21 protein-coding genes, 1 tRNA gene, 1 other RNA gene and 1 pseudogene are annotated in these 22,263 nt (G+C 43.3%); 22 read left to right on the plus strand and 2 right to left on the minus strand.

Annotation, left to right across the window (positions count from 1 at the left end):
- Positions 1-298: 298 nt before the first annotated feature.
- The 15 genes and pseudogenes from pbp2b (at position 299) to AC5FEC_RS09705 (ending at position 12,466) form a co-directional block, all read left to right on the plus strand.
- Positions 299-2,344: a penicillin-binding protein PBP2B gene (gene pbp2b / locus AC5FEC_RS09635; protein ID WP_493662038.1), complete on the plus strand. Its 2,046-nt coding sequence runs from the start codon at positions 299-301 to the stop codon at positions 2,342-2,344.
- A gap of 53 nt (positions 2,345-2,397) precedes the next feature.
- Positions 2,398-2,994, plus strand: a complete 597-nt coding sequence (gene recR / locus AC5FEC_RS09640) for a recombination mediator RecR (protein ID WP_304948736.1) — start codon at positions 2,398-2,400, stop codon at positions 2,992-2,994.
- Between the two features lie 148 nt (positions 2,995-3,142).
- Positions 3,143-4,189, plus strand: a complete 1,047-nt coding sequence (locus AC5FEC_RS09645) for a D-alanine--D-alanine ligase (RefSeq protein WP_493662039.1) — start codon at positions 3,143-3,145, stop codon at positions 4,187-4,189.
- An 81-nt stretch (positions 4,190-4,270) separates the two neighbouring features.
- Positions 4,271-5,644 (plus strand): UDP-N-acetylmuramoyl-tripeptide--D-alanyl-D-alanine ligase, encoded by a 1,374-nt coding sequence (locus tag AC5FEC_RS09650; RefSeq protein ID WP_493662040.1) that lies wholly within the window; start codon positions 4,271-4,273, stop codon positions 5,642-5,644.
- Positions 5,631-6,242, plus strand: a complete 612-nt coding sequence (locus tag AC5FEC_RS09655; protein WP_493662041.1) for an NUDIX hydrolase N-terminal domain-containing protein — start codon at positions 5,631-5,633, stop codon at positions 6,240-6,242. The genes AC5FEC_RS09650 and AC5FEC_RS09655 overlap by 14 nt, the downstream gene beginning before the upstream one ends.
- An 11-nt stretch (positions 6,243-6,253) precedes the next feature.
- A pseudogene (locus AC5FEC_RS09660) lies at positions 6,254-6,792 on the plus strand (DUF1697 domain-containing protein).
- Positions 6,793-6,795: 3 nt separating this feature from the next.
- The gene (locus AC5FEC_RS09665) at positions 6,796-7,488 is read left to right on the plus strand and encodes a YwaF family protein (protein ID WP_304948740.1); all 693 of its coding nucleotides are present in this window, start codon (positions 6,796-6,798) and stop codon (positions 7,486-7,488) included.
- 221 nt (positions 7,489-7,709) lie between these two features.
- Entirely contained in the window at positions 7,710-8,390 is a 681-nt protein-coding gene (locus tag AC5FEC_RS09670; protein ID WP_493662042.1) for a YwaF family protein, read from the plus strand.
- Positions 8,391-8,530: 140 nt separating this feature from the next.
- A complete protein-coding gene (locus AC5FEC_RS09675; protein WP_234550048.1) occupies positions 8,531-8,938 on the plus strand; it encodes a helix-turn-helix transcriptional regulator in 408 nt (135 codons plus the stop codon).
- Positions 8,939-8,949: 11 nt separating this feature from the next.
- A complete protein-coding gene (locus tag AC5FEC_RS09680) occupies positions 8,950-9,270 on the plus strand; it encodes a hypothetical protein (RefSeq protein WP_493662043.1) in 321 nt (106 codons plus the stop codon).
- A 293-nt stretch (positions 9,271-9,563) separates the two neighbouring features.
- Positions 9,564-9,912, plus strand: a transfer-messenger RNA (tmRNA) gene (ssrA, locus tag AC5FEC_RS09685).
- Between the two features lie 25 nt (positions 9,913-9,937).
- Complete coding sequence (locus tag AC5FEC_RS09690; RefSeq protein ID WP_493662044.1) at positions 9,938-10,762, plus strand: DUF695 domain-containing protein; 825 nt, start codon at positions 9,938-9,940, stop codon at positions 10,760-10,762.
- A gap of 38 nt (positions 10,763-10,800) precedes the next feature.
- Positions 10,801-10,888 (plus strand) — tRNA-Ser (locus tag AC5FEC_RS09695).
- Positions 10,889-11,397: 509 nt separating this feature from the next.
- Entirely contained in the window at positions 11,398-11,778 is a 381-nt protein-coding gene (locus AC5FEC_RS09700) for a CidA/LrgA family protein (protein ID WP_037618598.1), read from the plus strand.
- Positions 11,771-12,466 (plus strand): LrgB family protein, encoded by a 696-nt coding sequence (locus AC5FEC_RS09705; protein ID WP_268735715.1) that lies wholly within the window; start codon positions 11,771-11,773, stop codon positions 12,464-12,466. The genes AC5FEC_RS09700 and AC5FEC_RS09705 overlap by 8 nt, the downstream gene beginning before the upstream one ends.
- A gap of 58 nt (positions 12,467-12,524) precedes the next feature.
- On the opposite strand, the gene AC5FEC_RS09710 is transcribed toward AC5FEC_RS09705, so the two are convergent.
- Together AC5FEC_RS09710 and AC5FEC_RS09715 are read right to left on the minus strand one after the other, a co-directional pair.
- Positions 12,525-13,073 carry an NADPH-dependent FMN reductase gene (locus AC5FEC_RS09710; protein ID WP_493662045.1) on the minus strand — a complete coding sequence of 183 codons (549 nt, stop codon included), beginning with the start codon at positions 13,071-13,073 and terminating at the stop codon, positions 12,525-12,527.
- An 89-nt stretch (positions 13,074-13,162) separates the two neighbouring features.
- Positions 13,163-13,609, minus strand: a complete 447-nt coding sequence (locus AC5FEC_RS09715) for a MarR family winged helix-turn-helix transcriptional regulator (RefSeq protein WP_493662046.1) — start codon at positions 13,607-13,609, stop codon at positions 13,163-13,165.
- A gap of 85 nt (positions 13,610-13,694) precedes the next feature.
- Between AC5FEC_RS09715 and AC5FEC_RS09720 the strand changes: the two genes are divergently transcribed.
- From AC5FEC_RS09720 to AC5FEC_RS09750, 7 genes are all read left to right on the plus strand, one after another.
- Positions 13,695-14,183, plus strand: coding sequence for a cell wall elongation regulator TseB-like domain-containing protein (locus tag AC5FEC_RS09720; protein WP_493662047.1), 489 nt, complete (start codon positions 13,695-13,697; stop codon positions 14,181-14,183).
- Positions 14,180-15,358: a pyridoxal phosphate-dependent aminotransferase gene (locus AC5FEC_RS09725; RefSeq protein WP_493662048.1), complete on the plus strand. Its 1,179-nt coding sequence runs from the start codon at positions 14,180-14,182 to the stop codon at positions 15,356-15,358. The genes AC5FEC_RS09720 and AC5FEC_RS09725 overlap by 4 nt, the downstream gene beginning before the upstream one ends.
- Positions 15,359-15,361: 3 nt before the next feature.
- Positions 15,362-15,730 (plus strand): VOC family protein, encoded by a 369-nt coding sequence (locus AC5FEC_RS09730; RefSeq protein WP_304948758.1) that lies wholly within the window; start codon positions 15,362-15,364, stop codon positions 15,728-15,730.
- A gap of 19 nt (positions 15,731-15,749) precedes the next feature.
- Positions 15,750-17,096 carry an asparagine--tRNA ligase gene (asnS, locus tag AC5FEC_RS09735; RefSeq protein ID WP_217472629.1) on the plus strand — a complete coding sequence of 449 codons (1,347 nt, stop codon included), beginning with the start codon at positions 15,750-15,752 and terminating at the stop codon, positions 17,094-17,096.
- Between the two features lie 125 nt (positions 17,097-17,221).
- A complete protein-coding gene (locus tag AC5FEC_RS09740; protein ID WP_493662049.1) occupies positions 17,222-18,409 on the plus strand; it encodes an MFS transporter in 1,188 nt (395 codons plus the stop codon).
- 96 nt (positions 18,410-18,505) lie between these two features.
- Positions 18,506-20,248, plus strand: a complete 1,743-nt coding sequence (locus AC5FEC_RS09745) for an ABC transporter ATP-binding protein (protein ID WP_493662050.1) — start codon at positions 18,506-18,508, stop codon at positions 20,246-20,248.
- Positions 20,238-21,986, plus strand: coding sequence for an ABC transporter ATP-binding protein (locus tag AC5FEC_RS09750; RefSeq protein ID WP_493662051.1), 1,749 nt, complete (start codon positions 20,238-20,240; stop codon positions 21,984-21,986). Before AC5FEC_RS09745 ends, AC5FEC_RS09750 begins: the two co-directional genes overlap by 11 nt.
- Positions 21,987-22,263 lie beyond the last annotated feature (277 nt).

The following is a 22,263-nucleotide window of genomic DNA, read 5'->3' on the forward strand; positions in this document are numbered from 1 at the left end:
AGAAATCGGTAATTCGTTAGAATTCGATTTCGTCGTCCCACCTCCGCACAGTTGAGTAGGGCTGTAAAAGCTGATGAAATCAGCGTAGTAGAGCCCACTCAACCACTGCGTCTTGCTCGACAATCCATAGACAATTGAGAGGCTAGGACTTTTGTCCCAGCCCTTTTTAGTCTGTTCGAAGGCGGATTCGCCAGATTCATATTTGGAATTTTAAAAGTCTTGTGTAATTTGTTCCATTCATCAGTGGGGATTTGTGGTAAAATAAGAGTCAGAACATTTATATGAGAATGAGGAAAAGATGTCGAAGAGAAAATTTGATAGCCATTCAATCACGAGAAGATTGTACCTGCTGTTTGGAATCGTAGGGGTATTATTTTTGACTTTGATTGTTCGTCTGGGCTATATGCAAGTTATCAATCAAAAGTTTTATACGGATAAATTGGCTAAGGCCAGCAAAACAAGAATAACAACAAGCTCGGTTCGAGGGCAGATTTATGACGCTGCTGGAAATCCCTTGGTTGAAAATACAACGAAACAAGTAGTAACCTATACACGGGATAATAAAGCCACCGCTGGAGAAATTCGTGAAACAGCTCAAAAATTACTCAATTATGTCACAGTGAGTGATATAGCCGTGACTGACAGACAAGCGGTTGATTATTATCTGGCCGATAAGGATGTCTATCGCGAGGTCGTTGAAAAGCTGCCTAAAAATGAAAAATTTGATACCGATGGCAATCGTTTGGAAGAGTCAAAAATTTATAAGGCAGCAGTAGAAAGTATTGATCCGTCTAAATTGGGTTATACGGATGATGAAAAAAAAGCAATTATGCTGTTCAGCCAAATGAATGCCATTTCAAACTTCTCAACGGGAACTATTCAGACGGATCCATTGTCAACGGAGCAGGTTGCGATTTTAGCTTCAAGTGAAAAAGACCTTCCGGGAATTAGCATTTCAACAAGCTGGGACAGGAAAGTATTGGACACTTCTCTTGCGTCAATCGTGGGGAATATTTCCACAGAGAAAGCCGGTCTGCCGGTAGAAGAGGTAGATGAATATCTTAAGAAGGGCTACTCTCTAAATGATCGAGTGGGGACTTCCTATCTTGAAAAGGAGTATGAATCGACCCTCCAAGGGAAGCGAGCTGTAAAAGAGATTCATCTCAATAAAAACGGCAATATGGAAAGTGTAGAAAAAATTTCAGACGGCAGTAAGGGAGATAATCTGAAGCTGACCATTGATTTATCTTTCCAGCAGGGAGTTGAAGATATCCTTAAAAATGCTTTTAATGCAGAGTTGAGCAGCGGAAATGCGACTTATTCTGAAGGAGTTTATGCCGTTGCTATGGATCCAGATACGGGCTCTATCCTAGCTCTAGCTGGTGTTAAGCACGATTTGGAAACAGGCGATATCTCTGCGGATGCTTTAGGGACCATTACCAACGTTTTTGTCCCTGGATCGGTCGTCAAAGCGGCCACTTTGACTGCTGGTTGGCAGTACGGAGCTATTTCTGGTAATCAATCCTTAGTCGATCAGCCGATTACCTTTGCGGGCTCTGCTCCGATTAATTCTTGGTTTACGTCCTTTGGTTCTCGCTCTATTACGGCGGTTGAGGCGCTGGAGTATTCATCGAATACTTATATGGTTCAGCTTGCTCTGAATATGTTAGGAACTCCCTACACTCCGAATATGGCATTAAGTTCAGATAATCTTGATACCGCGATGGAAAAGCTGCGCTCTGTTTTTGCAGAATATGGCTTAGGGGCATCGACGGGCATCGACTTGCCTAATGAATCAACAGGTTATATTCCAAAAGATTTCACAGTAAGTAATTACATTACCAATGCTTTTGGGCAGTTTGATAACTATACCCCTCTTCAGCTCGCTCAGTATGCTGCGACGGTTGCCAATAACGGGAAACGGGTGGCTCCGCATCTGGTAGAAGGGATTTATGGCAATAATGAGCAAGGCGGACTGGGAGACCTGATTGAGAAAAAGGAAACAAAAGAACTGAATCAGGTGAATATTTCCGCGGAAAATATGGCTCTTTTAAAACAAGGTTTCTATCAGGTAGTGAATGGGGGGAGTGGTTTTACAACTGGCCGTACGATTGCGCAGGGCGCGACGGTCTCCATCAGTGCTAAAACGGGGACGGCTGAAACCTATGTCAATGGTGGCGCATCCGCCATCAACACCAATGTCGTATCCTATGCCCCAAGCGACAGTCCTAAAATAGCTGTGGCTGTAGTCTTTCCACATAATACTGACCTTTCCTCAACGGTCAGCCACAGTATCACTCGTGATATTATCAATCTTTATAACCAACAGCACCCTATGAATTAGAAAGGAAAAGCAGTAAAATTTGCTGATTATTTTATTGCTCAACTATTACCATTATGCTTTATCCAACCCCTATCGCCAAATTGATTGATAGCTTTTCCAAGCTGCCGGGTATTGGCATCAAAACAGCTACCCGCTTGGCATTTTATACCATCGGGATGAGTGACGATGATGTCAATGAGTTTGCCAAAAATCTACTAGCTGCCAAGCGCGAGCTGACTTACTGCTCTATCTGTGGCAATCTGACGGACGATGATCCCTGTGCTATCTGTACGGATCAAACGCGTGATCAGACTGTGATATTGATCGTTGAGGATAGCCGTGATGTGTCCGCTATGGAAAATATCCAAGAATACCACGGCCTTTATCATGTACTTCACGGCCTCATTTCCCCTATGAACGGTGTAGGACCAGATGACATCAACCTCAAGAGCCTCTTGACTCGCTTGATGGACAACAAAGTGATGGAAGTGATTGTGGCCACCAATGCAACGGCTGACGGAGAAGCGACTTCTATGTATATTTCTCGTGTGCTCAAGCCTGCGGGTATCAAGGTGACTCGTCTGGCCCGCGGACTGGCTGTCGGCGCTGATATCGAATACGCAGACGAAGTGACCTTGCTCCGAGCGATTGAAAATCGGACAGAATTGTAAGAATAAAGAAAGATTTCCTGCTGAAAAACAGCTTTGGGAGTCTTTTTTCTATTCAAAAATGCAGGGAAATATGGTATACTGAAACAGTCTAAAAGGAAGATGGGGCAACCCAAAATGAACTTATAACTAGAAATGTTGGGATAAGATAATGGTCAAACAAACCTTGATTTTACTATACGGTGGCCGCAGTGCTGAGCGAGAAGTTTCAGTCTTGTCGGCTGAGAGTGTCATGCGAGCTGTCAATTATGACAAATTTTCTGTCAAGACTTATTTCATCACAAAAGCTGGAGATTTTATTAAAACGCAGGAATTTACGGAAAAACCAGCTGCGGATGAAAAACTCATGACCAATGAAACGGTTGATTTTTCGCAGCAAGTCAAACCGAGTGATATTTATGAGGAAAATGCAGTTGTCTTTCCTGTTCTGCATGGCCCAATGGGCGAGGATGGCTCTATTCAAGGCTTTCTTGAAGTGCTGCGGCTTCCCTATGTGGGCTGCAATATCTTGTCTTCAAGTGTTGCTATGGACAAAATTACCACCAAACGCATTCTGGAGTCTGCTGGAATCCCGCAGGTGCCTTATGTAGCGGTGATTGAGGGCGAAAATCTGGAAGAGAAAATTGCCGAAATCGAAGAAAAATTGACTTATCCGATTTTTACCAAACCGTCTAATATGGGTTCTAGTGTGGGCATTTCCAAGTCTGATAATCAAGAGGAGTTGCGGGCAGCATTGGACTTAGCCTTCAAGTACGACAGCCGTGTCTTGGTCGAGCAGGGTGTCAATGCGCGTGAGATTGAGGTTGGCCTTTTAGGAAATTATGCTGTCAAGAGCACCTTGCCGGGTGAAGTAGTCAAGGATGTGGCTTTCTACGACTACGAGGCCAAGTATATTGACAATAAGATTACCATGGACATTCCTGCGAAAATCTCGGACGAGGTTATTGCAGTCATGCGTACAAATGCTGAGACAGCCTTTCGTGCCTTGGGTGGACAGGGATTGGCGCGCTGTGATTTCTTCTACACAGAGGATGGCGACATTTTCCTCAATGAGCTCAATACCATGCCTGGCTTTACCCAATGGTCTATGTATCCTTTACTTTGGGAAAATATGGGACTGTCTTATTCCGATTTGATTGAGAAATTAGTAATTTTGGCTCAGGAAGCCTTCGAAAAACGCGAAGCTCACCTGCTTTAAGAAGATAAAATAGGGAGTGGAAGGCTAAGCTTAGTTTCGTTGAACAGGGCTTTGCTTTCACTCTTTCTTTTAGGAGAAGAAATGAAATTAACTTTACATGAAATCGCTTCTGTACTGGGGGCAAAAAATGATGTGTCAGGTTTTGAAGATGTAGCTTTAAACAAAGCTGAATTTGACAGCCGTTTGATTGAGGCGAGGGATCTTTTTATCCCGCTCAAGGGGGCGCGTGACGGCCATGACTTTATCGCGACAGCCTTCGCTCAGGGAGCTGCGGCTACCTTGTCTGAGCGTCCAGTGGAAGAAGGACCGTATATTTTGGTCGATGATGTGCTGGCGGCTTTTCAGCGCTTGGCTCAATATTATCTGGAAAAGACCGCTGTAGATGTGCTCGCTGTGACAGGCTCCAATGGGAAGACCACGACCAAGGATATGCTGGCTCAGCTATTGGCTACTCGCTATAAAACCTATAAAACCCAGGGCAACTATAATAATGAAATCGGTCTGCCCTACACGGTGCTCCACATGCCGGGCAATACAGAAAAGTTAGTTCTGGAAATGGGACAGGACCACTTGGGAGATATCCATCTTCTGTCTGAAATTGCCAAGCCGAAAACGGGCATTGTGACCTTGATTGGCGAAGCTCACTTAGAATTTTTCGGAAGCCGTACGGAGATTGCTAAAGGCAAGATGCAAATCGCGGATGGCATGAGGAAAGGCGGTCTGCTCTTGGCTCCGGCTGATAAGATCGTCAATGATTTTCTGTCAGACCAGCAAAAAGTGATTCGCTTTGGGCAAGATGCAGATATTTATCTGACCCGTCTGGAAGAGCGCAAGGACAGCCTGACCTTTGAAGCGAATTTTCTTGAGCAGGCGATTGACTTGCCTGTGACTGGCAAATACAATGCGACCAACGCCATGATTGCGTCTTACGTAGCTTTGCAGGAGGGGGTCAGTGAGCAGGCGGTTCGTCAGGCTTTTGCCCAGCTGGAATTGACCCGCAATCGAACCGAGTGGAAGAAGGCGGCTAATGGAGCCGATATCCTGTCAGATGTCTACAACGCCAATCCAACAGCCATGCGCTTGATTCTTGAGACCTTCTCAACGATTCCATCCACTCAAGGCGGCCGCAAAGCTGCAGTCTTAGCTGATATGAAGGAGCTGGGAACTGACTCGAAGCTTATGCACGGAGCCATGATTACCAGTCTCAATCCAGAGATTATCACCGATCTATTCCTCTATGGAGAGGATATGGAAGCCCTCTATGTCTATGCTCGGGAAATTTATCCACCAAATCGAGTGCACTATTTTGTCAAAAATGCTGACAAGGATCAGTTTGAAGATTTGACCAAGACCGTTAAGACTTGGTTGCAATCAGCCGATCAAATCTTGCTCAAGGGTAGTAATTCGATGAAGTTGGATAAACTAGTGGAGGTCTTGGAGCATGGGGACAAGTGATACAGCTTTAATTCTCCAGCGACTGTTGGCGATAACGGATACAGGTCTGTCTTTTGCTGCCAGTGAGTTTGATCGAGAACGCTATGCGGATATCAGAGATAATCTAAATCAGCTGTTAAGCGAGACCAGCCATCTGGATCAAGAGGAACTTTCTAACTTGCTCCGACCGACAGATTTTTATGCGACTCCTTTGGTCGATGTCCGAGCTTTTATCGTTCAGCAGGGCAAGATTTGTCTAGTACGAGGACAGCAAGAGGGGACATGGGCTCTGCCAGGTGGTTTCTGCGAAGTTGGTTTTTCCCCAAAAGAGAATGTACTAAAAGAAATTCAGGAAGAAACGGGATTTCAAGCTAGCGTAGTACGCTTGCTGGCTGTCTTTGATAGCAATAAATTTCAGCCACAAAGTAAGCAGTATGTCAAGCTCATTTTTGAATGCCAGCTGGAAGAGGGAGATTTTCAGCCCAATTTAGAAATCTCAGAACTGAATTTCTTTGACCCGCAGAATTTGCCTCTTTTATCTGAGAAAAGGATAACAAAAGAGCAGATGCAGCTTCTCTGGGAAATCTATCAGGGCAAACGAGAACAATACTTAGATTAGATTAGAACAGTATGCAATATCTAGCCTTGCTGCGCGGTGTCATGCCGACGGGGCTAAATAGGATACCCAAGATGAGTGAATTGGTAGAGATTTTGGAAGCTTCTGGTCTGCGCAGTGTTTCAACCTATATCCAGTCGGGTAATATCCTTTGCGAAATAGATTTATCCGCTGAGGCTTTAGCCAATCAGATTCACCAAAGTATTCTTCAGCAAATTGGAGCCAACCTGTCGGTTGTTATTAAGAAGAAAGCTGATTTAGATTAGAATTGGTGATTGCTGAAAATCCATTTCCAGCAGACTATGATCTTTCTAGGATCCATCTGACCTTTACCAATCATGAGCTCGACAGGCAGAAATTGGCAAAGATTCAAAGTCTAGCATTTGAGGGTGAGATATTTGAGAGGGGCTCAAGTTGCCTTCATATATATTTACCACGAGATGCTGCGAAAAAGAAGCTAAATAATAATTTTTTAGAAAAGAAATTAGGAATCGTTGCTATGACCAGAAAGCTTAGTGTCGTTAAAAATTTATTTATTAGGATGAAAGATTGACAAATGAATTTACTAGATTTTTTTACTAGTCACAAAACAGAACCGCCTATGATGACGCCGTTCGCCTATATTCTGATGATGGTCGGATTGGTGTCTGTCATCTATCTAGCGATCCGTTTTTTTGAGCGAAAGAAAATGCAGACTTTTTTCAGAATCGCTCAAATTGTGCAATTGGTATTTTTATACGGCTGGTATTTGGCCATTCAGGAGCCTCTATCTGAGAGTCTTCCCCTGTACCATTGCCGTATTGCCATGTTTGCCGTTTTGCTTTTACCAGATAAAGTCCCTTACAAGCAATATTTTGCTTTGCTGGGAGTATTTGGTCCGATCTGCGCGATTGTTTATCCGATTTTGGACCCCTATCCATTTCCGCATGTCACCCTCTTTTCATTTTTCATCGGGCATTTTGCACTTTTGGGCAATTCGATTATTTACCTGATGAAGAACTATGATAGTCTGAGGCTGTCCTATCGTCGCATTGTGGAAATTACTTTTGGCTTAAATTTCTTGATTTTAATTGCAAATATCGCAACCGGCGGGGACTACGGCTTCTTAAAGAATCCTCCTTTGGTGGGAGATCACGGTATGCTTGGTAATTATCTTAATGTATCTTTGGTTTTAGCGACTGCCTTGCTCCTATTTTCCTATTTCTTTAAAGGAATAAGAGAAAAGCAAGCAGAAAGACTGACTCAATAAGAACCTGTATTCATAGTTTTGCCAAATCCAGATTGATCTCACTCCTAATCTGGGAAAAATCTTTACGATGCCGGAGTTAATGAACATGACTGAAGATATGTACTAAAAAGATAAAGCTTCTTGACGCAGTCGTTTTTGTGGGGACCCTTCAAAGCTTGAATGTCTTGCAAAGGAAACTGTTAGCTGAATAAAACAGGTTTTAGAACTAGAAAGGAAACCAGATGCATCATTTTTTGACTACCAACCAAACTGAGCCGCCCTTGATTTCCGCTTTGGCCTACTCTTTGATGATGGCGCTGCTTTTGCTGTCTATCTATGCGACGATAAAGTACCACAAGAACCCGACTTTTATCAAAAGTATGAAAATCCTTCAGCTGTTTCAGCTGGCAATTCTTTATAGCTGGTATGTAGGTTTTCAGCTTCCCTTGGCAAATAGTTTGCCCTTGTACCACTGCCGTTTGGCCATGTTTGCAGTGGTCTTTCTGCCAGACAAATGGCGTAGCAAGCAGTATTTTGCTCTTTTAGGAGCCAGCGGAGCGCTCTTTGCCTTGGGCTATCCTGTCTTTGACCCTTATGATTTTCCCCACATTACCAGTTTCTCTTTCTTGATTGGTCACTATGCCCTTTTGGTTAACTCTCTGCTGTACTTGATGAATCACTATGACAAGACCCAGCTCAAGAAATATATGATTGTCCTCTACACTTTTGGGCTCAATGCCTTCCTTGTTGGCGTCAACCAAATAACGGGGGGCAATTATGGTTTACTCACTCGACCTCCCTTTATCAGTGAGTACAGCCTTTTAGTAAAATATCTAGCTGTGTCAATTATTTTGTCAGCCGCCCTGATACTCTTTGATGCATTATTTAAAAAACGGTGGAAAAAACAGTTAGAACTCATCTAAAATCGAATGATTTCAAATTTGTAGCTCCTGTCAAGTTCATTTGGCAGGATTTTTCCTTTATTTTGCCCAATGTCAAAAAAATTTGCTAGATTTTAGGCAAGAAAAGAGTAAAATGAAGGTAGAAAGATGGGAGAAGGGTAATGGAAATTGGCAAAAAATTAAAAAAAGCGCGGCAGATGTCTGGCATGACACAGGAAAGTGTCGCAGAAGAACTAAATGTTTCAAGACAAACTATCTCAAATTGGGAAACTGAAAAATTTTATCCGGATATTTTATATGTCTTACAACTAAGCGATTTGTATCAGGTTAGCTTGGACGAATTGTTGAAAGGAGATGAGAGCATGATTCAGCACTTGGAAGATTCGACCAATACTGTCAAGAGTAATCGAAAGATTTTACTGGCCTTTTTATGTAATATTTGTCTATTATTTCTGTTTTTTATTTTTATTATGCCCATCTCTAACAGTTATCTGCTGACCTTGTTGGCAGTAGCGCTAGTCATCAGCACGACTGGCTATATCTTGGTGCAGATTATTCGAAAAATATAGGAGGTTTTATCATGACTTGGTATGTATGGACCTTGATTGGATTGCTCGTAGTGACAAATGCCTTGTTTGTCTATCAATTGTTTAAGCTGATTGAATTAGACGCTTCCGTTCGTGGGATGAAACACCCAAAATTCTGGGCTTTCTTAACTGCTGGCGGACAAAGAGGAGAAGGCTTGATCCTCTATCTCTTAAAACGGAACAAGGCTATTTTTCCCATGACAGCTGAAGAAAAAGAAGAACTGGAAACTAGGAAATACCGCCTGCTCTATTTACTGGGTTTAATCTTAATCTTTGTAGTTTTCCTCTTTAGCAGTGTCATTGTCAGATTTTGAAGGGAAGCTCATTGACAGAAAAAACAGGATCGCCCTTTCAGGCGCTTCTATTTTTGAGATTAGTGACAATGGTGTTCTGATAACCTTGAGAAATTAGTTGAGTTTGAGTAGAAAAATAGAGCTTTTAGAGTACAGGCTATTTTAGAAGAGTATTTTTTGCAAATTTATGGGTTAGATTTGCAAAAAATACTACAGATTCCTGTTTTGCAGAAGTTCTGGCGGTTTCCTGCTGTGGGCAATGAATATTATTTTTGCATTCTAAACCGATATTTGGTATAATAGGTTACTGTCTTGGGGTCGTTACGGATTCGACAGGCATTATGAGGCATGTTTTGCGACTCATCTAGCGGATGTAAAACGCCAGTTAAATATAACTGCAAAAAATAACAATTCTTACGCTTTAGCTGCCTAAAAACCAGCCAGCGTAACCTGATTCGGATTGCTTGTGTCTGATGACCGGTCTTATTATGAGCAAGCTACGGTAAGATTAAGTCTAGGGATTTTACAAGAGATTGATAGACTCGCTTAGCTTGGGCTTGAGCCATGTGTCAAAGCTAAGTTAAATGAAGACATGGCCTATGGTCGTAGACAAATGTGTTGGCAGGTGTTTGGACGTGGGTTCGACTCCCACCGGCTCCATTGGGATATGTAAAAGAGGTTTTGATATATGAGCTTTTTTGAAAAAATTTTTGGTAAAAACCAAGAAAACCAGCTACAAACTGAGGAAGCTCCCGTTGTTTTAGAGGAAGTTCCAAATGAATGGGGCTCTTTTTCAACTCTTATCGATGACCAAGTAGCTAGTATCCGTTTGAATCTTGCCTTGGCTCAAGTAGCTCCCTATGCTCAGTATTCTTATGCCATGCGTTTGAAAATCGCCTTGCTGGATGTGGAATCTGAAACAAAATTTCCGACAAATGATGAATTTCTGAAGCTAAATACAATTGAAGATGAGCTGTCAGAGGCCTTATTTAACATTTCTGGAATCTATGTAGGAACTGTTATTACGGATGGACACATTGAATATTACTATTATTTAAGAGATAAGCAGAGCCATGTTGCTGCTATTTCTCGTGTGATGAAGGAGTTTCCTGATTATCAATATAGTTCGGCAACCTTGGTAGATCCTGAGTGGAATCAATATTTTGAATTTCTTTATCCAAATGAATATGAATATCAGACAATTCTGAATCAGCGCATCTGGTATGAATTAGAAAAAAGTGGCGATCATCATGATCAAATCCGTGAAATAAACCATTGGATTTGTTGCACATCTGAGGAGACGCAGGCAGAATTGATGCTAGAAGTTGAAAAGCTAGCCTATACTCTTGTTTCAACAGATAAATTACAGGATTCTACAAGACCCTATCGGATTCAGATTTCTCGTTTGGATGATACTGAGTTATCCCATCTCAATCAAAACGTTTGGGAATTAGTAGAAATTTCAAAAAAATATGGTGGAAAGTATAGCGGCTGGAGCTGTAATGTGGTATAATGGATAAAGTTTTGGGAAAGCTCGTCTTTCTCTTTTGTGGAAGATTACTCAAGAGGCTTAAGAGGCTGTGTTGGAAACGCAGTAGGCGTGTAAAAGCGTGCGTGGGTTCGAATCCCATGTCTTCCGTTTGATTTCAAGAAACGCCGTAGGGCGTTTTTTTGATAGAAGGGCAACGGAAGATTGTCCATTTGAGGATTTGAGTCAAAGATTTACAGGCCAGTAAAATGTTTTGCTAGTAGAGATTGGCTCCTTTAGCTGATGAGTTTGAATTTAATATGTCTCAAACTGTTCCTTTTGCAGAGCTAAGAACAGCGTTCGCAGGGACTTTTAGCTCAGTCAGGGGACAAGTCTGAAGCCAAACATCTTGCTTTAATGCGGAAAACAGAGCGCAAGTGGATGCTTTTGCAGGCTGGACTGTCAGCAGGTACATAAGACAAGGGGGGGCAGGCATTCCTGAGCACTAGCATCAGCCATATTACGCAGCCTTTATCCTAGATCCGAATGGAAATGATGTAGAGGTAAGTTTGTCACGCTAAAGAGTGGATGGATTCGTTTCCATCTTTTTTATTTAGGAAAAACCTTGAAATATTTCTGAAAAGGAGTAAACTGTACATAGAAAGTTTTGGAGGTTCTGCATGAAGTTATATGTTCAGTTGATGATTATTTTCTCGATTTCCATCATTGGAGAGGGGATATCAAGTTTCTTCCATCTTCCTATTCCTGGCAGTATTATCGGACTGATTTTGCTTTTTCTTGCTCTGCAGTTTAAGTTGTTGCGGCTCCGCCATGTCAGTATGGTTGGCAACTTTCTGTTAGCCAATATGACCATTCTTTTTCTACCTCCGGCTGTAGGGATTATGGATAAGTTTCATGTGATTGCCCCTTATCTGCTGCCGATTATCTTGATTATTCTCGGAGCTATTGTCTTAAATGTGGCCGTCATTGCCCTCGTCGTACAATTTATCAAGCATCGTTTTGAAGGTGATTATGAGGAAGGAGGGATGGATCATGTCTAGTTTATGGAGTAACCCGTTATTTGGATTGGCCCTGTCCATTTTTGCCTACCTCATTGGGATGTTGATTTTTCGTAGATTTCCTCATCCTTTGACAACACCTCTCCTTTTAGCAGCGATTTTGGTTATCGCTTTCTTGAAATTAACAGGTATTTCCTATAAGGACTATTATGTCGGCGGAGCTTATTTAAACAACTTAATTGTCCCGTCAACGGTTGCTTTGGGGATTCCGCTTTATAAGACCTTCCACCTGATGAAGCACCACGCTCGCAGTATCCTGCTAGGTACCTTTGTGGCTGTAGTGGTCAATACGACTTTTACGGCTCTGCTTGCGAAATTCTTTGGGATGGACTTCTTTTTAGCAATTTCTCTATTTCCAAAATCTGTCACGACAGCGATGGCAGTAGGCATTACTGATAAAATGCAGGGCTTGACAACTGTCACCTTGGTGGTGGTTGTGGCGACAGGTATTTTGACAAGTGTCATGGGGCCGACTATTCTGAAACTGCTAAAAATTAAGGATCCGGTAGCGGTTGGTCTCGCCTTGGGTGGTACGGGTCACGCAGTTGGTACTGGAACAGCCTTTAAATATGGACAGGTTGCAGGAGCTATGGCCGGCCTTGCAATCGGAGTGACAGGAATTATGTATGTGATTGTCAGTCCAATCGTCGCAGCCATCATTTTAAAATAAGAAAAAAACATGGAGCAGTCTTTCTTGTGAAATCTTGCTTCATGTTTTTCATTTTATCTTAGTTCATGGCTGCTAGTAGGGCATCTGCTTGGGCAGACAGCTCATCAAGCTTGTCTTCTGCGATAGTCAGTTGACCAGTTCCCCAAGCTTCTGGATTGATACCGACACCAGTAAATTGGTCAACTACATTCATGCGAATAAATGGAAGGAGGCTGCGGTAGTGTTTGAAGACTTCATCAGGTGAAGTGCCATTAGCAACGGATGAAACGGTCACAAGCTTGGCATTGAGGGCAGAAGGGCCGGTTGGGTCTGACAAATCAAGAGCGCGTGAAGTCCAGTCTAGCAAGTTTTTCACTACGCCAGGGATAGCCCAGTTGTAGACAGGTGAGAAGATCCAGATAGCATCAGCTGCAAGGATTTCTTCACGAACCTTGGCAACAGCAGCTGGAGCTGGACTTTCGAGATCTTGGTTAAAGAATGGCACATCCTTGTAATCAAGATAAGACACCTCAGCTTTGCCAGTCAGAGCTTTTTCCGCTTGTGCTGCCAACTGATGATTGAATGAACCTTGACGAAGTGAGCCGATAATAAATAATACTTTAGACATAGATGAGTCTCCTTGTAAATGATTGAAATCAAGAGGATGAACTCTTGTTACAATCTATGTTACAACAAATATCACTAATTAGCAATAATTTAGCTCAGTTTTTTGAAAGTTTTCAAAATCCGCACTAAATCTTCTTTGTCGTTTTGGGAGAGGAGGGCAGTCATGTGGCGGATGTTGGCGATGTGCTCTGGCAGGACCTTCTCGATTTTCTTCTGGCCCTGTTCGCTTAGTTGGATGAGAAAGGAGCGGCGGTCATTGGGGTCGCAGCTGCGGCTAATCCAGCCATCTCTTTCCATGTTTTTGATGACGACCGTCATATTGCCCGAAGTAGTCAGCATGTGGTCAATTAGATCCTGAATCCGCAATTTTCCTTTGCTATATAAGGTTTCCAAAACAGAAAATTGGGTCGGAGTCAAGTTGTGTTTTTTAAAAATTTGAGCTTCGAGATTACGGATGGTTCGCTCAGCCTTATGGAGGACAATGATTGTTTTAAGGTCAAGTAGAGTTTCTTGATCTAGGTTTTCAGTTTGTTTCATAGGCTCATTTTATCAATAAGGAGTAATAAATGCAAATGTGATAAAAGTCCTAGAAAAATCAGGCTATTTGTAGTATAATGATTCAGTGAAACATAAAATTAAAGAAAAGGCTGAATTTCCTATTCGGCAGTATGCTATCGGGCTTTTTCTTGTCCTAACGGCGCTTGTTTTTTCATTTTTTACAGTTTTGCATCTTGCTATGGAACCGCGGCGGTCTGCGATGGAGGGATCTATAAAAGTCGCTAAGGAATATGCGGACTTGGAAACGCTAACTAGTTTTTCTATTTACAATGGCAAAGAGTCCTACTATAGCTTGATTGGAAAAAATAGTAAAAAAGTGGAAGAAGCCGTTCTGATTTCCCAAAATTCTAACAAAATTTATGTGTATCAATTGCAAGATGGGATGAGTCAGGCGGAGGCGGAGCAGCTGGCCAAGGATAATGGAGCGATCACTATTGATAAGATCACTTTTGGTTATTTAGACGGACAGCCTGTTTGGGAAATTAAGTCTGGAACCAGCTATTACAATATCGGATTTGAGAGCAAAAGCTTGCTCAGCAAGGAGGGACTATGAAACTATCCAATCGTGTTTTAAATATGGAAGAAAGTGTGACATTGGCAGCAGCCGCACGGGCTAAAGCTTTAAAGGCTGAAGGCAGGGACATCCTTTCTTTGACCTTGGGAGAGCCAGATTTTCCGACGCCTAAGAATATCCAGCAAGCAGCGATTGCAGCGATTGAAGATGGTAGAGCGAGTTTTTATACGGTCGCAAGCGGTCTTCCTGAGCTGAAAGCAGCAATTGTAAAGTATTTTGCCAAATACTATGGCTATGAGATTCAGCCAAATCAAGTGACAGTGGCAACGGGCGCTAAATTCTCCCTCTACACTTTCTTTATGAGTGTGATTGATCCAGGTGATGAAGTCATCATTCCAACGCCCTATTGGGTCAGCTATGCCGATCAGATTTTGATGGCTGAAGGACAGCCTGTTTTTGCTCAAGCGACAGAGGAAACTAACTTTAAGGTGACGGTGTCACAGCTGGAAGCAGTCCGTACTGATAAGACTAAGGTCTTAGTTCTTAACACGCCCTCCAATCCGACTGGTATGATTTATACAGCTGAGGAGCTGATAGCTATTGGAAATTGGGCTGTAGCGCATGATATTCTGATCTTGGCAGACGATATTTATGGCCGCTTGGTCTATAATGGCAATAAATTTACGCCGATTTCTAGTCTGTCAGAGGAGATCCGCAAGCAAACAGTCGTTATCAACGGTGTTTCTAAAAGCTACTCTATGACGGGTTGGCGGATTGGTTATGCTGTTGGTGAGCCGGAGATTATTTCAGCGATGAGCAAGGTTGCAGGGCAAACAACATCTAATCCGACAGCTGTGGCTCAATATGCGGCTATTGAGGCTTTGACAGGTAGTCAGGATACGGTTGAAAATATGAGACTGGCCTTTGAAGAACGCCTGAATACCATTTACCCCTTGCTGGCTCAAGTGCCTGGCTTTGAAGTAGTTAAGCCTCAGGGAGCCTTCTATCTTTTCCCAAATGTTAAAAAAGCGATGGAAATGAAAGGCTATACCGATGTGACAGCTTTTACCACAGCGATTTTAGAAGAAGTAGGTGTGGCTCTAGTGACAGGGGCTGGTTTTGGTGCTCCAGAAAATGTCCGTCTTAGCTATGCGACTGACATGGATACCCTAAAAGAAGCGGTTCGCCGCCTTAAGGCCTTCATGGAGGGGTAAAAAATGATCGATCATTTTACCCTTAAGGTAAAGAATTTAGAAGTTTCTAAAGCTTTCTATCAAGCCACTTTAACTCCTTTAAATTATCACCTTCAATTTGATACGGGGCAGGTCGTTAGTTTCACAGAACCGCGAGATGCGGATCCAGGTGGTGATTTTTGGCTAAATGTTGGTCAACAAGAGCCGATGCATTTTGCCTTTAGTGCTCAAACTTGTCAAGAAGTAGATGCTTTCTATCAAGCAGCTTTGGCTGCTGGAGGAAAGGATAATGGTGCACCTGGCGAACGTAAAAATTACCATGTGGGATACTATGCGGCCTTTGTGATAGACCCAGACGGGAACAACATTGAGGCTGTTTATCATAAAAAATAAAATAGAAAAGAGAGAATACGTGTCGAAAAAGTATGTAACGATTATTGATGTAAAAAATCATGTTGGTGAAGAAGTAACGATAGGTGCTTGGGTAGCCAACAAGTCAGGAAAAGGGAAAATTGCTTTCTTGCAGTTGCGCGATGGTTCTGCCTTTTTCCAAGGTGTAGCCTTCAAGCCTAACTTCATTGAAAAATTTGGCGAAGAAGAAGGATTGGCGAAGTTTGATACGATTAAAAAGCTTAGCCAAGAAACTTCTGTCTATGTGACAGGGATTGTCAAGGAAGACGAGCGCTCAAAATTTGGCTACGAGCTGGACATTACAGACATCGAAATCATCGGTGAGTCAAATGCCTATCCAATCACGCCAAAAGAACATGGAACGGACTTCCTCATGGACAACCGTCACTTGTGGCTTCGTTCTCGTAAGCAAGTGGCAATGATGCAAATCCGCAATGCCATTATCTACGCTACTTATGAATTCTTTGACAAGAATGGCTTTATGAAGTTTGACAGCCCAATCTTGTCAGGAAATGCAGCAGAAGACTCAACTGAGCTCTTTGAAACAGACTACTTCGGAACTCCAGCATACTTGAGTCAGTCAGGTCAGCTGTATCTGGAAGCAGGTGCCATGGCTCTTGGTCGTGTCTTTGACTTTGGTCCTGTATTTCGTGCTGAAAAATCAAAAACCCGTCGTCATTTGACTGAGTTCTGGATGATGGATGCAGAGTATTCATACTTGACGCATGATGAGTCACTTGACTTGCAAGAAGCTTATGTTAAAGCCTTGATCCAAGGTGTTCTTGACCGTGCTCCTCAAGCTTTGGAAACCTTGGAACGTGATGTAGAACTTTTGAAACGCTATATTGCTGAGCCTTTCAAGCGTGTTAGCTATGATGAAGCGATTGACCTCTTGCAAGCCCATGAAAATGATGAGGATGCGGACTATGAGCATCTGGAACATGGTGATGACTTCGGTTCACCGCATGAAACATGGATTTCAAACCACTTTGGAGTACCAACCTTTGTCGTGAACTACCCAGCAGCCATCAAGGCTTTCTACATGAAGCCAGTTCCTGGAAATCCAGACCGTGTCCTTTGTGCGGATCTACTGGCACCAGAAGGCTATGGCGAAATCATCGGTGGTTCTATGCGTGAGGAAGACTACGATGCTCTTGTTGCTAAAATGAATGACCTTGGTATGGATACGACAGAATATGAATTCTACTTGGATCTTCGTAAGTATGGAACAGTTCCGCACGGCGGCTTCGGTATCGGTATCGAGCGTATGGTAACTTTTGTAGCAGGAACCAAGCATATCCGTGAAGCCATCCCATTCCCACGTATGCTGCACCGTATTAAACCATAAAATGAATCAAACGCCCATGTGGCGTTTTTTCAAAGCACTAGAAAGAGGAGGTGGAGGTCATGTAAAGAGCAGATTAACAAGTGACAAAGGATAGAAATTAGAAAACACTTGTTAAAGGAGAAAATATGTTTAAAAGAAGTTATCGGAAAAATATCAGCCTGATGGCCGGAGTAGAATTTTTTGCCTTTCTAGGCATTACTAGTTTTTGGATTTTATTTCTCAGTCAAAACGGCATGTCCCTTTGGCAGATTGGGCTTTTGGAAAGTATTTTTCATGCGACTAGCGTTATTTGTGAAATTCCTTCTGGGATGTTGGCGGATCGCTTTTCCTACAAGACCAATCTTTATCTGAGCCGGATAGCTGGGATTGTGTCTTCTGTTCTCATGTTGGCGGGGCAGGGGAACTTTTGGGTTTATGCACTGGCTATGGTGATTAGTGCTTGGTCCTATAATTTTGATTCGGGGACAAGTGCCGCCATGGTTTATGATTCTTCTGTAGAGGCTGGACTCAAAGAACGTTACTTATCCATCTCCAGTTTTATGTCTGGAGTGGCTGAAGCGACCCGGTCTTTGGGAACGGTCTGGGCTGGATTTTTTGTCCATGGACAATTGCATCTGACCTACTATATCATGATTGGCACCTCTATCATCGTTCTTTTCTTGACTTGGATGTTGAAGGAGCCAAGTGTCAAAGCAGAGAAAGCAGAACGTCTGACCATGAAAAAGATTATCTGGGCTGTCAAAGAGGAGTTGCAGAGAAATCCCAGCCTTTTTATCTGGATGATTCTGTCACAAATCATCGGAACACTGATGTGCATGTTTTATTTTTATTATCAAAATCAGCTGCCTGATTTGAAAGGTTGGCAGATCTCGGCAGTTATGCTGCTTGGCAGTGTCTTGAATATCTTGGCAGTCTATCTGGCCAGCAAAGTTGGAAAGAAGTATTCTGCCTTGAAACTCTTTCCCTTATTGGTACTTCTGACTGGAGTGACTTACCTGCTGTCCTACTTTAGCACGCCAATCATCTATATCTTGATTTATCTAATCAGCAACGCCTTGTATGCTCTTTTTCAGCCGATTTTTGACAATGATTTACAAAAACAGCTGCCAAGTGAAGTGCGGGCGACCATGCTGAGTGTCTACTCTATGATGTTCAGCCTGAGTATGATTGTCATTTTCCCTGTGACAGGCTGGTTGATTGATTACTTTGGCTTTGACTGGACTTTTATAGTTTTAGGCGGCTTCTTATTAGCAACGACACCATTTTTGCATATAGGTCTAAAGAAAATAAGCCAAAACTTGCAAGAAGTCTAATATCAATGTTCTCTTTCTGCTGATCAGAAGGAGAATATTTTTTACCCTTTGAGAATTATGGTAAAATAAATACAGTTTAATGGAGAAGTAGGCAGTATGAAAGATTTATTGAAATATTTCAAGGGCTATATCAGGGAGTCTTTGCTGGGACCCTTGTTCAAGCTTTTGGAAGCCAGTTTTGAACTCTTGGTCCCGCTTTTGATTGCGGGGATTGTGGATGAGACTATTCCACGAAAGGACAGTTCCCATCTCTACTGGATGGTTTTTCTTTTGATGGGCTTGGCTGCGCTGGGTGTGGTGGTAGCAGTGGTGGCCCAGTATTATTCGTCAAAGGCAGCTGTGGGCTTTACTCGTCAGATGACAGGTGACCTCTATCAAAAGATTCTGCGCTTGCCCAAGGCCAGTCGGGATGAGCTGATGACCTCAAGCTTGGTGACTCGGCTGACCAGCGACACCTATCAGATCCAGACGGGCATCAATCAATTTCTTCGTCTCTTTCTGCGGGCGCCTATCATCGTTTTTGGCTCCATCATTATGGCCTTTACTATCAGTCCGGCCATTACCTTGTGGTTCTTGCTCATGGTGGCCATTTTAACGGCTATTATCGTCTTCATGTCTCGTCTGATGAATCCACTCTATGCTAAGATTCGTCAACTGACAGACCAATTGGTCAATTTGACGCGTGAGCAGCTACAGGGCATGCGGGTTATACGAGCTTTTGGTCAGACCCAGCGCGAGGTTCAGACCTTTCGCAATCGCAATGAGCTCTATAAAACCTGGCAAATTAGGACGGGAGCTCTTGCTAGTCTGATTAGCCCTCTGACCTTTCTTACGGTCAATGGTACCCTGATTGCTGTGATTTGGCAGGGGAATGCTTTTATCGGCAAGGGATTGTTGACCCAGGGGATGCTAGTGGCCTTGGTCAATTATTTATTGCAAATTTTGGTGGAATTGCTCAAGCTGGCGATGCTGGTCAACTCGCTCAATCAAAGCTATATCAGTGCTGGCCGCATTAGTCAGGTCTTCGAGCAAGCAGAAGAAGATGTCCTGCAGGAATTAGTGCAGGAAATAGCTCTGCTAGATCAAGCTATTAAAGTCCAGCAGCTCAGCTTTTCTTATCCAAATGCAGCTAGTCCAGCCCTGACAGGTCTGACTTTTGATTTGAAAAAAGGCCAGACTTTAGGTGTTATTGGCGGAACAGGTTCAGGGAAGTCTACCCTGGTTCAGCTGCTGGCTCATCTCTATCCAGTTGCTGCTGGTCAGTTGAGCATCTTTTCCCAAGGACGCAGTCCTAAAAATTTGAGCGAATGGCGGTCTTGGATTAGTCTGGTGCCTCAGAAGGCGGAGCTTTTTCAAGGAACTGTTCGCTCCAATCTGACTTTAGGACTGTCAACCAAGCCAACAGACGCAGACTTGTGGCAGGCTTTAGAGATTGCTCAAGCGGCGGACTTTGTATCTCAGAAGGAAGGTGGCTTGGATGCGACTGTAGAGGCCTTTGGCCGGAATTTTTCTGGCGGTCAGCGTCAGCGTTTAACCATTGCTAGAGCTGTCTTGCGGAAATCCCCTTTCTTGGTTTTAGATGATGCGACCTCAGCTCTGGACTATCTGACAGAGGCTCGACTCTTGCAGGCTATTAAGAATGAATTGACTGAGACCAGCCTAGTCTTGATTTCCCAGCGGACCAATAGCTTGCGCTCAGCGGATCAAATTTTAGTCCTAGATAAGGGAGAACAGGTGGCTCTTGGTCGCCATGAGGAACTCTTAGTCAGCTCCGCCATTTACCGAGAAATTCATCACTCACAGCATAGTCAAGGAGAGGAGGGAAAGCATGAAGCATAAGACATCACCTAGCAGCTTGAGGCGTTTGACTCGAGATTTGCTGCAGGCGCGCTGGCTCTTTCTTCTAGCTAGTCTGGGAACGGTGGCTCAAGTGGCTCTAACTGTTCTTCTTCCAGTTTTAATCGGGAATGCGGTTGATAGCGTTCTTCTTCCTCAAGCGGAGCAGCATTTGATGCCGATTTTGGGGCAGATGCTGTTGGTCATCTTAGTCAATACGCTGATTCAATGGCTCAATCCCTTGCTCTATAATCAGCTGGTCTATCGCTATAGCCAGCAGCTTCGTCAAGGCGTTATCAAGAAAATACACTATCTGCCTTTGGCCTATCTAGATCGGCAGGGAACTGGCGACTTGGTTAGTCGGGTGACGACAGATTTGGAGCAGCTCAGCAATGGCCTACTTATGGTTTTCAATCAATTTTTTGTGGGTTTGCTGACAATTTTAGTGACGATCATTAGCATGGCTCGGTTGGACTTTTTCCTCTTGCTTTTGGTCCTGCTTTTGACGCCCCTTTCTCTTTTCTTAGCGCGCTTTATAGCCAAAAAGAGTTTTAACTTTTTCCAACGTCAGACACAGGCGAGAGGAGCACAGACTCAGCTGATTGAGGAAAGTCTGACCCAGGAAAGTCTGATACAGGTCTTTAATGCCCAAGAGCAGTTTGATACAGCTTTTACTCGCAGTAATCAAACCTATGCGGACTATTCTCAGGCGGCTATTTTCTATTCTTCGACGGTTAATCCTTCGACTCGTTTTATCAATGCCCTGATCTATGCTTTGATTGTAGGCTTTGGGGCTGTCCGAATCATTCAGGGAACAGGCTTTACGGTTGGTCAGCTGGTAACTTTTCTCAACTACGTCAACCAGTACACCAAGCCTTTCAATGATATATCGTCAGTCATGTCGGAATTGCAGAGCGCTTTAGCTTGTGCGGAGCGAATTTACAGCGTTTTGGACCAAGAAGAAATAGCAGAGTCAGGTCAAGAGATTCTTCATACTGAAGATGTAAAAGGACAGATTAGCTTTGAGCATGTGGCTTTTGGCTATGAGTCTGGCAAAGAGTTGATTCAGGATTTGAATATAAGGATTCCAGCAGCTAGCAAGGTCGCCATTGTCGGGCCAACTGGTGCTGGCAAGTCAACCCTGATTAATCTCCTCATGCGTTTTTACAATGTTGATAGTGGTCTTATTTCGCTAGACGGTACTCCCATAACGCATTACACTAGAGCCTCTTATCGTCAGCAGTTTGGCATGGTACTGCAGGAGACTTGGCTTAAGACGGCGACTATTCATGACAACATAGCTTTTGGCCGGCCAGATGCCAGCCGAGAAGAGGTCATTGCAGCTGCCAAGGCGGCCAATGCTCATTTCTTTATCCAGCAACTGTCTCAGGGGTATGACACCTACCTGGCGGATGCAGGGGACTCCTTGTCTCAAGGTCAGCGGCAGCTTTTGACCATTGCGCGTGTCTTCCTTGCTGTTCCTAAAATTCTAATCTTGGATGAGGCGACATCCTCCATCGATACCCGGACAGAAGTGTTGATTCAGGAGGCTTTCAGCAAGCTCATGGTGGGGCGTACTAGTTTTATCATCGCCCACCGCCTGTCCACTATTCAAAATGCTGACATCATCCTCGTTATGGTAGATGGCAATATCGTCGAACATGGTAATCATCAGGAGCTCATGGCAGCCAGAGGTGTTTATTACCAAATGCAGACGGCGCAAAGTACGATTGATAGTTGATTTTGAAAAATTCAATCAACCTTTTCAGATGAGGACTGTAAATATCTTTCAGATAGCTGATCTTTGTAAGATTTTTAAAGGCTATAAGATAATTTCTTTGTATAGGAAAGTAAGACAAATCATTAATAAGAATTGGAGAGTCAAAAGAGGCTGGGACAAAAGTCCTAGCCTCTCAATTGTCTTTGGATTGTCGAGCAAGACGCAGTGGTTGAGTGGGCTCTACTACGCTGATTTCATCAGCTTTTACAGCCCTACTCAACTGTGCGGAGGTGGGACG

The sequence above is a fragment of the Streptococcus sp. STC1396 genome (genome assembly GCF_058933875.1).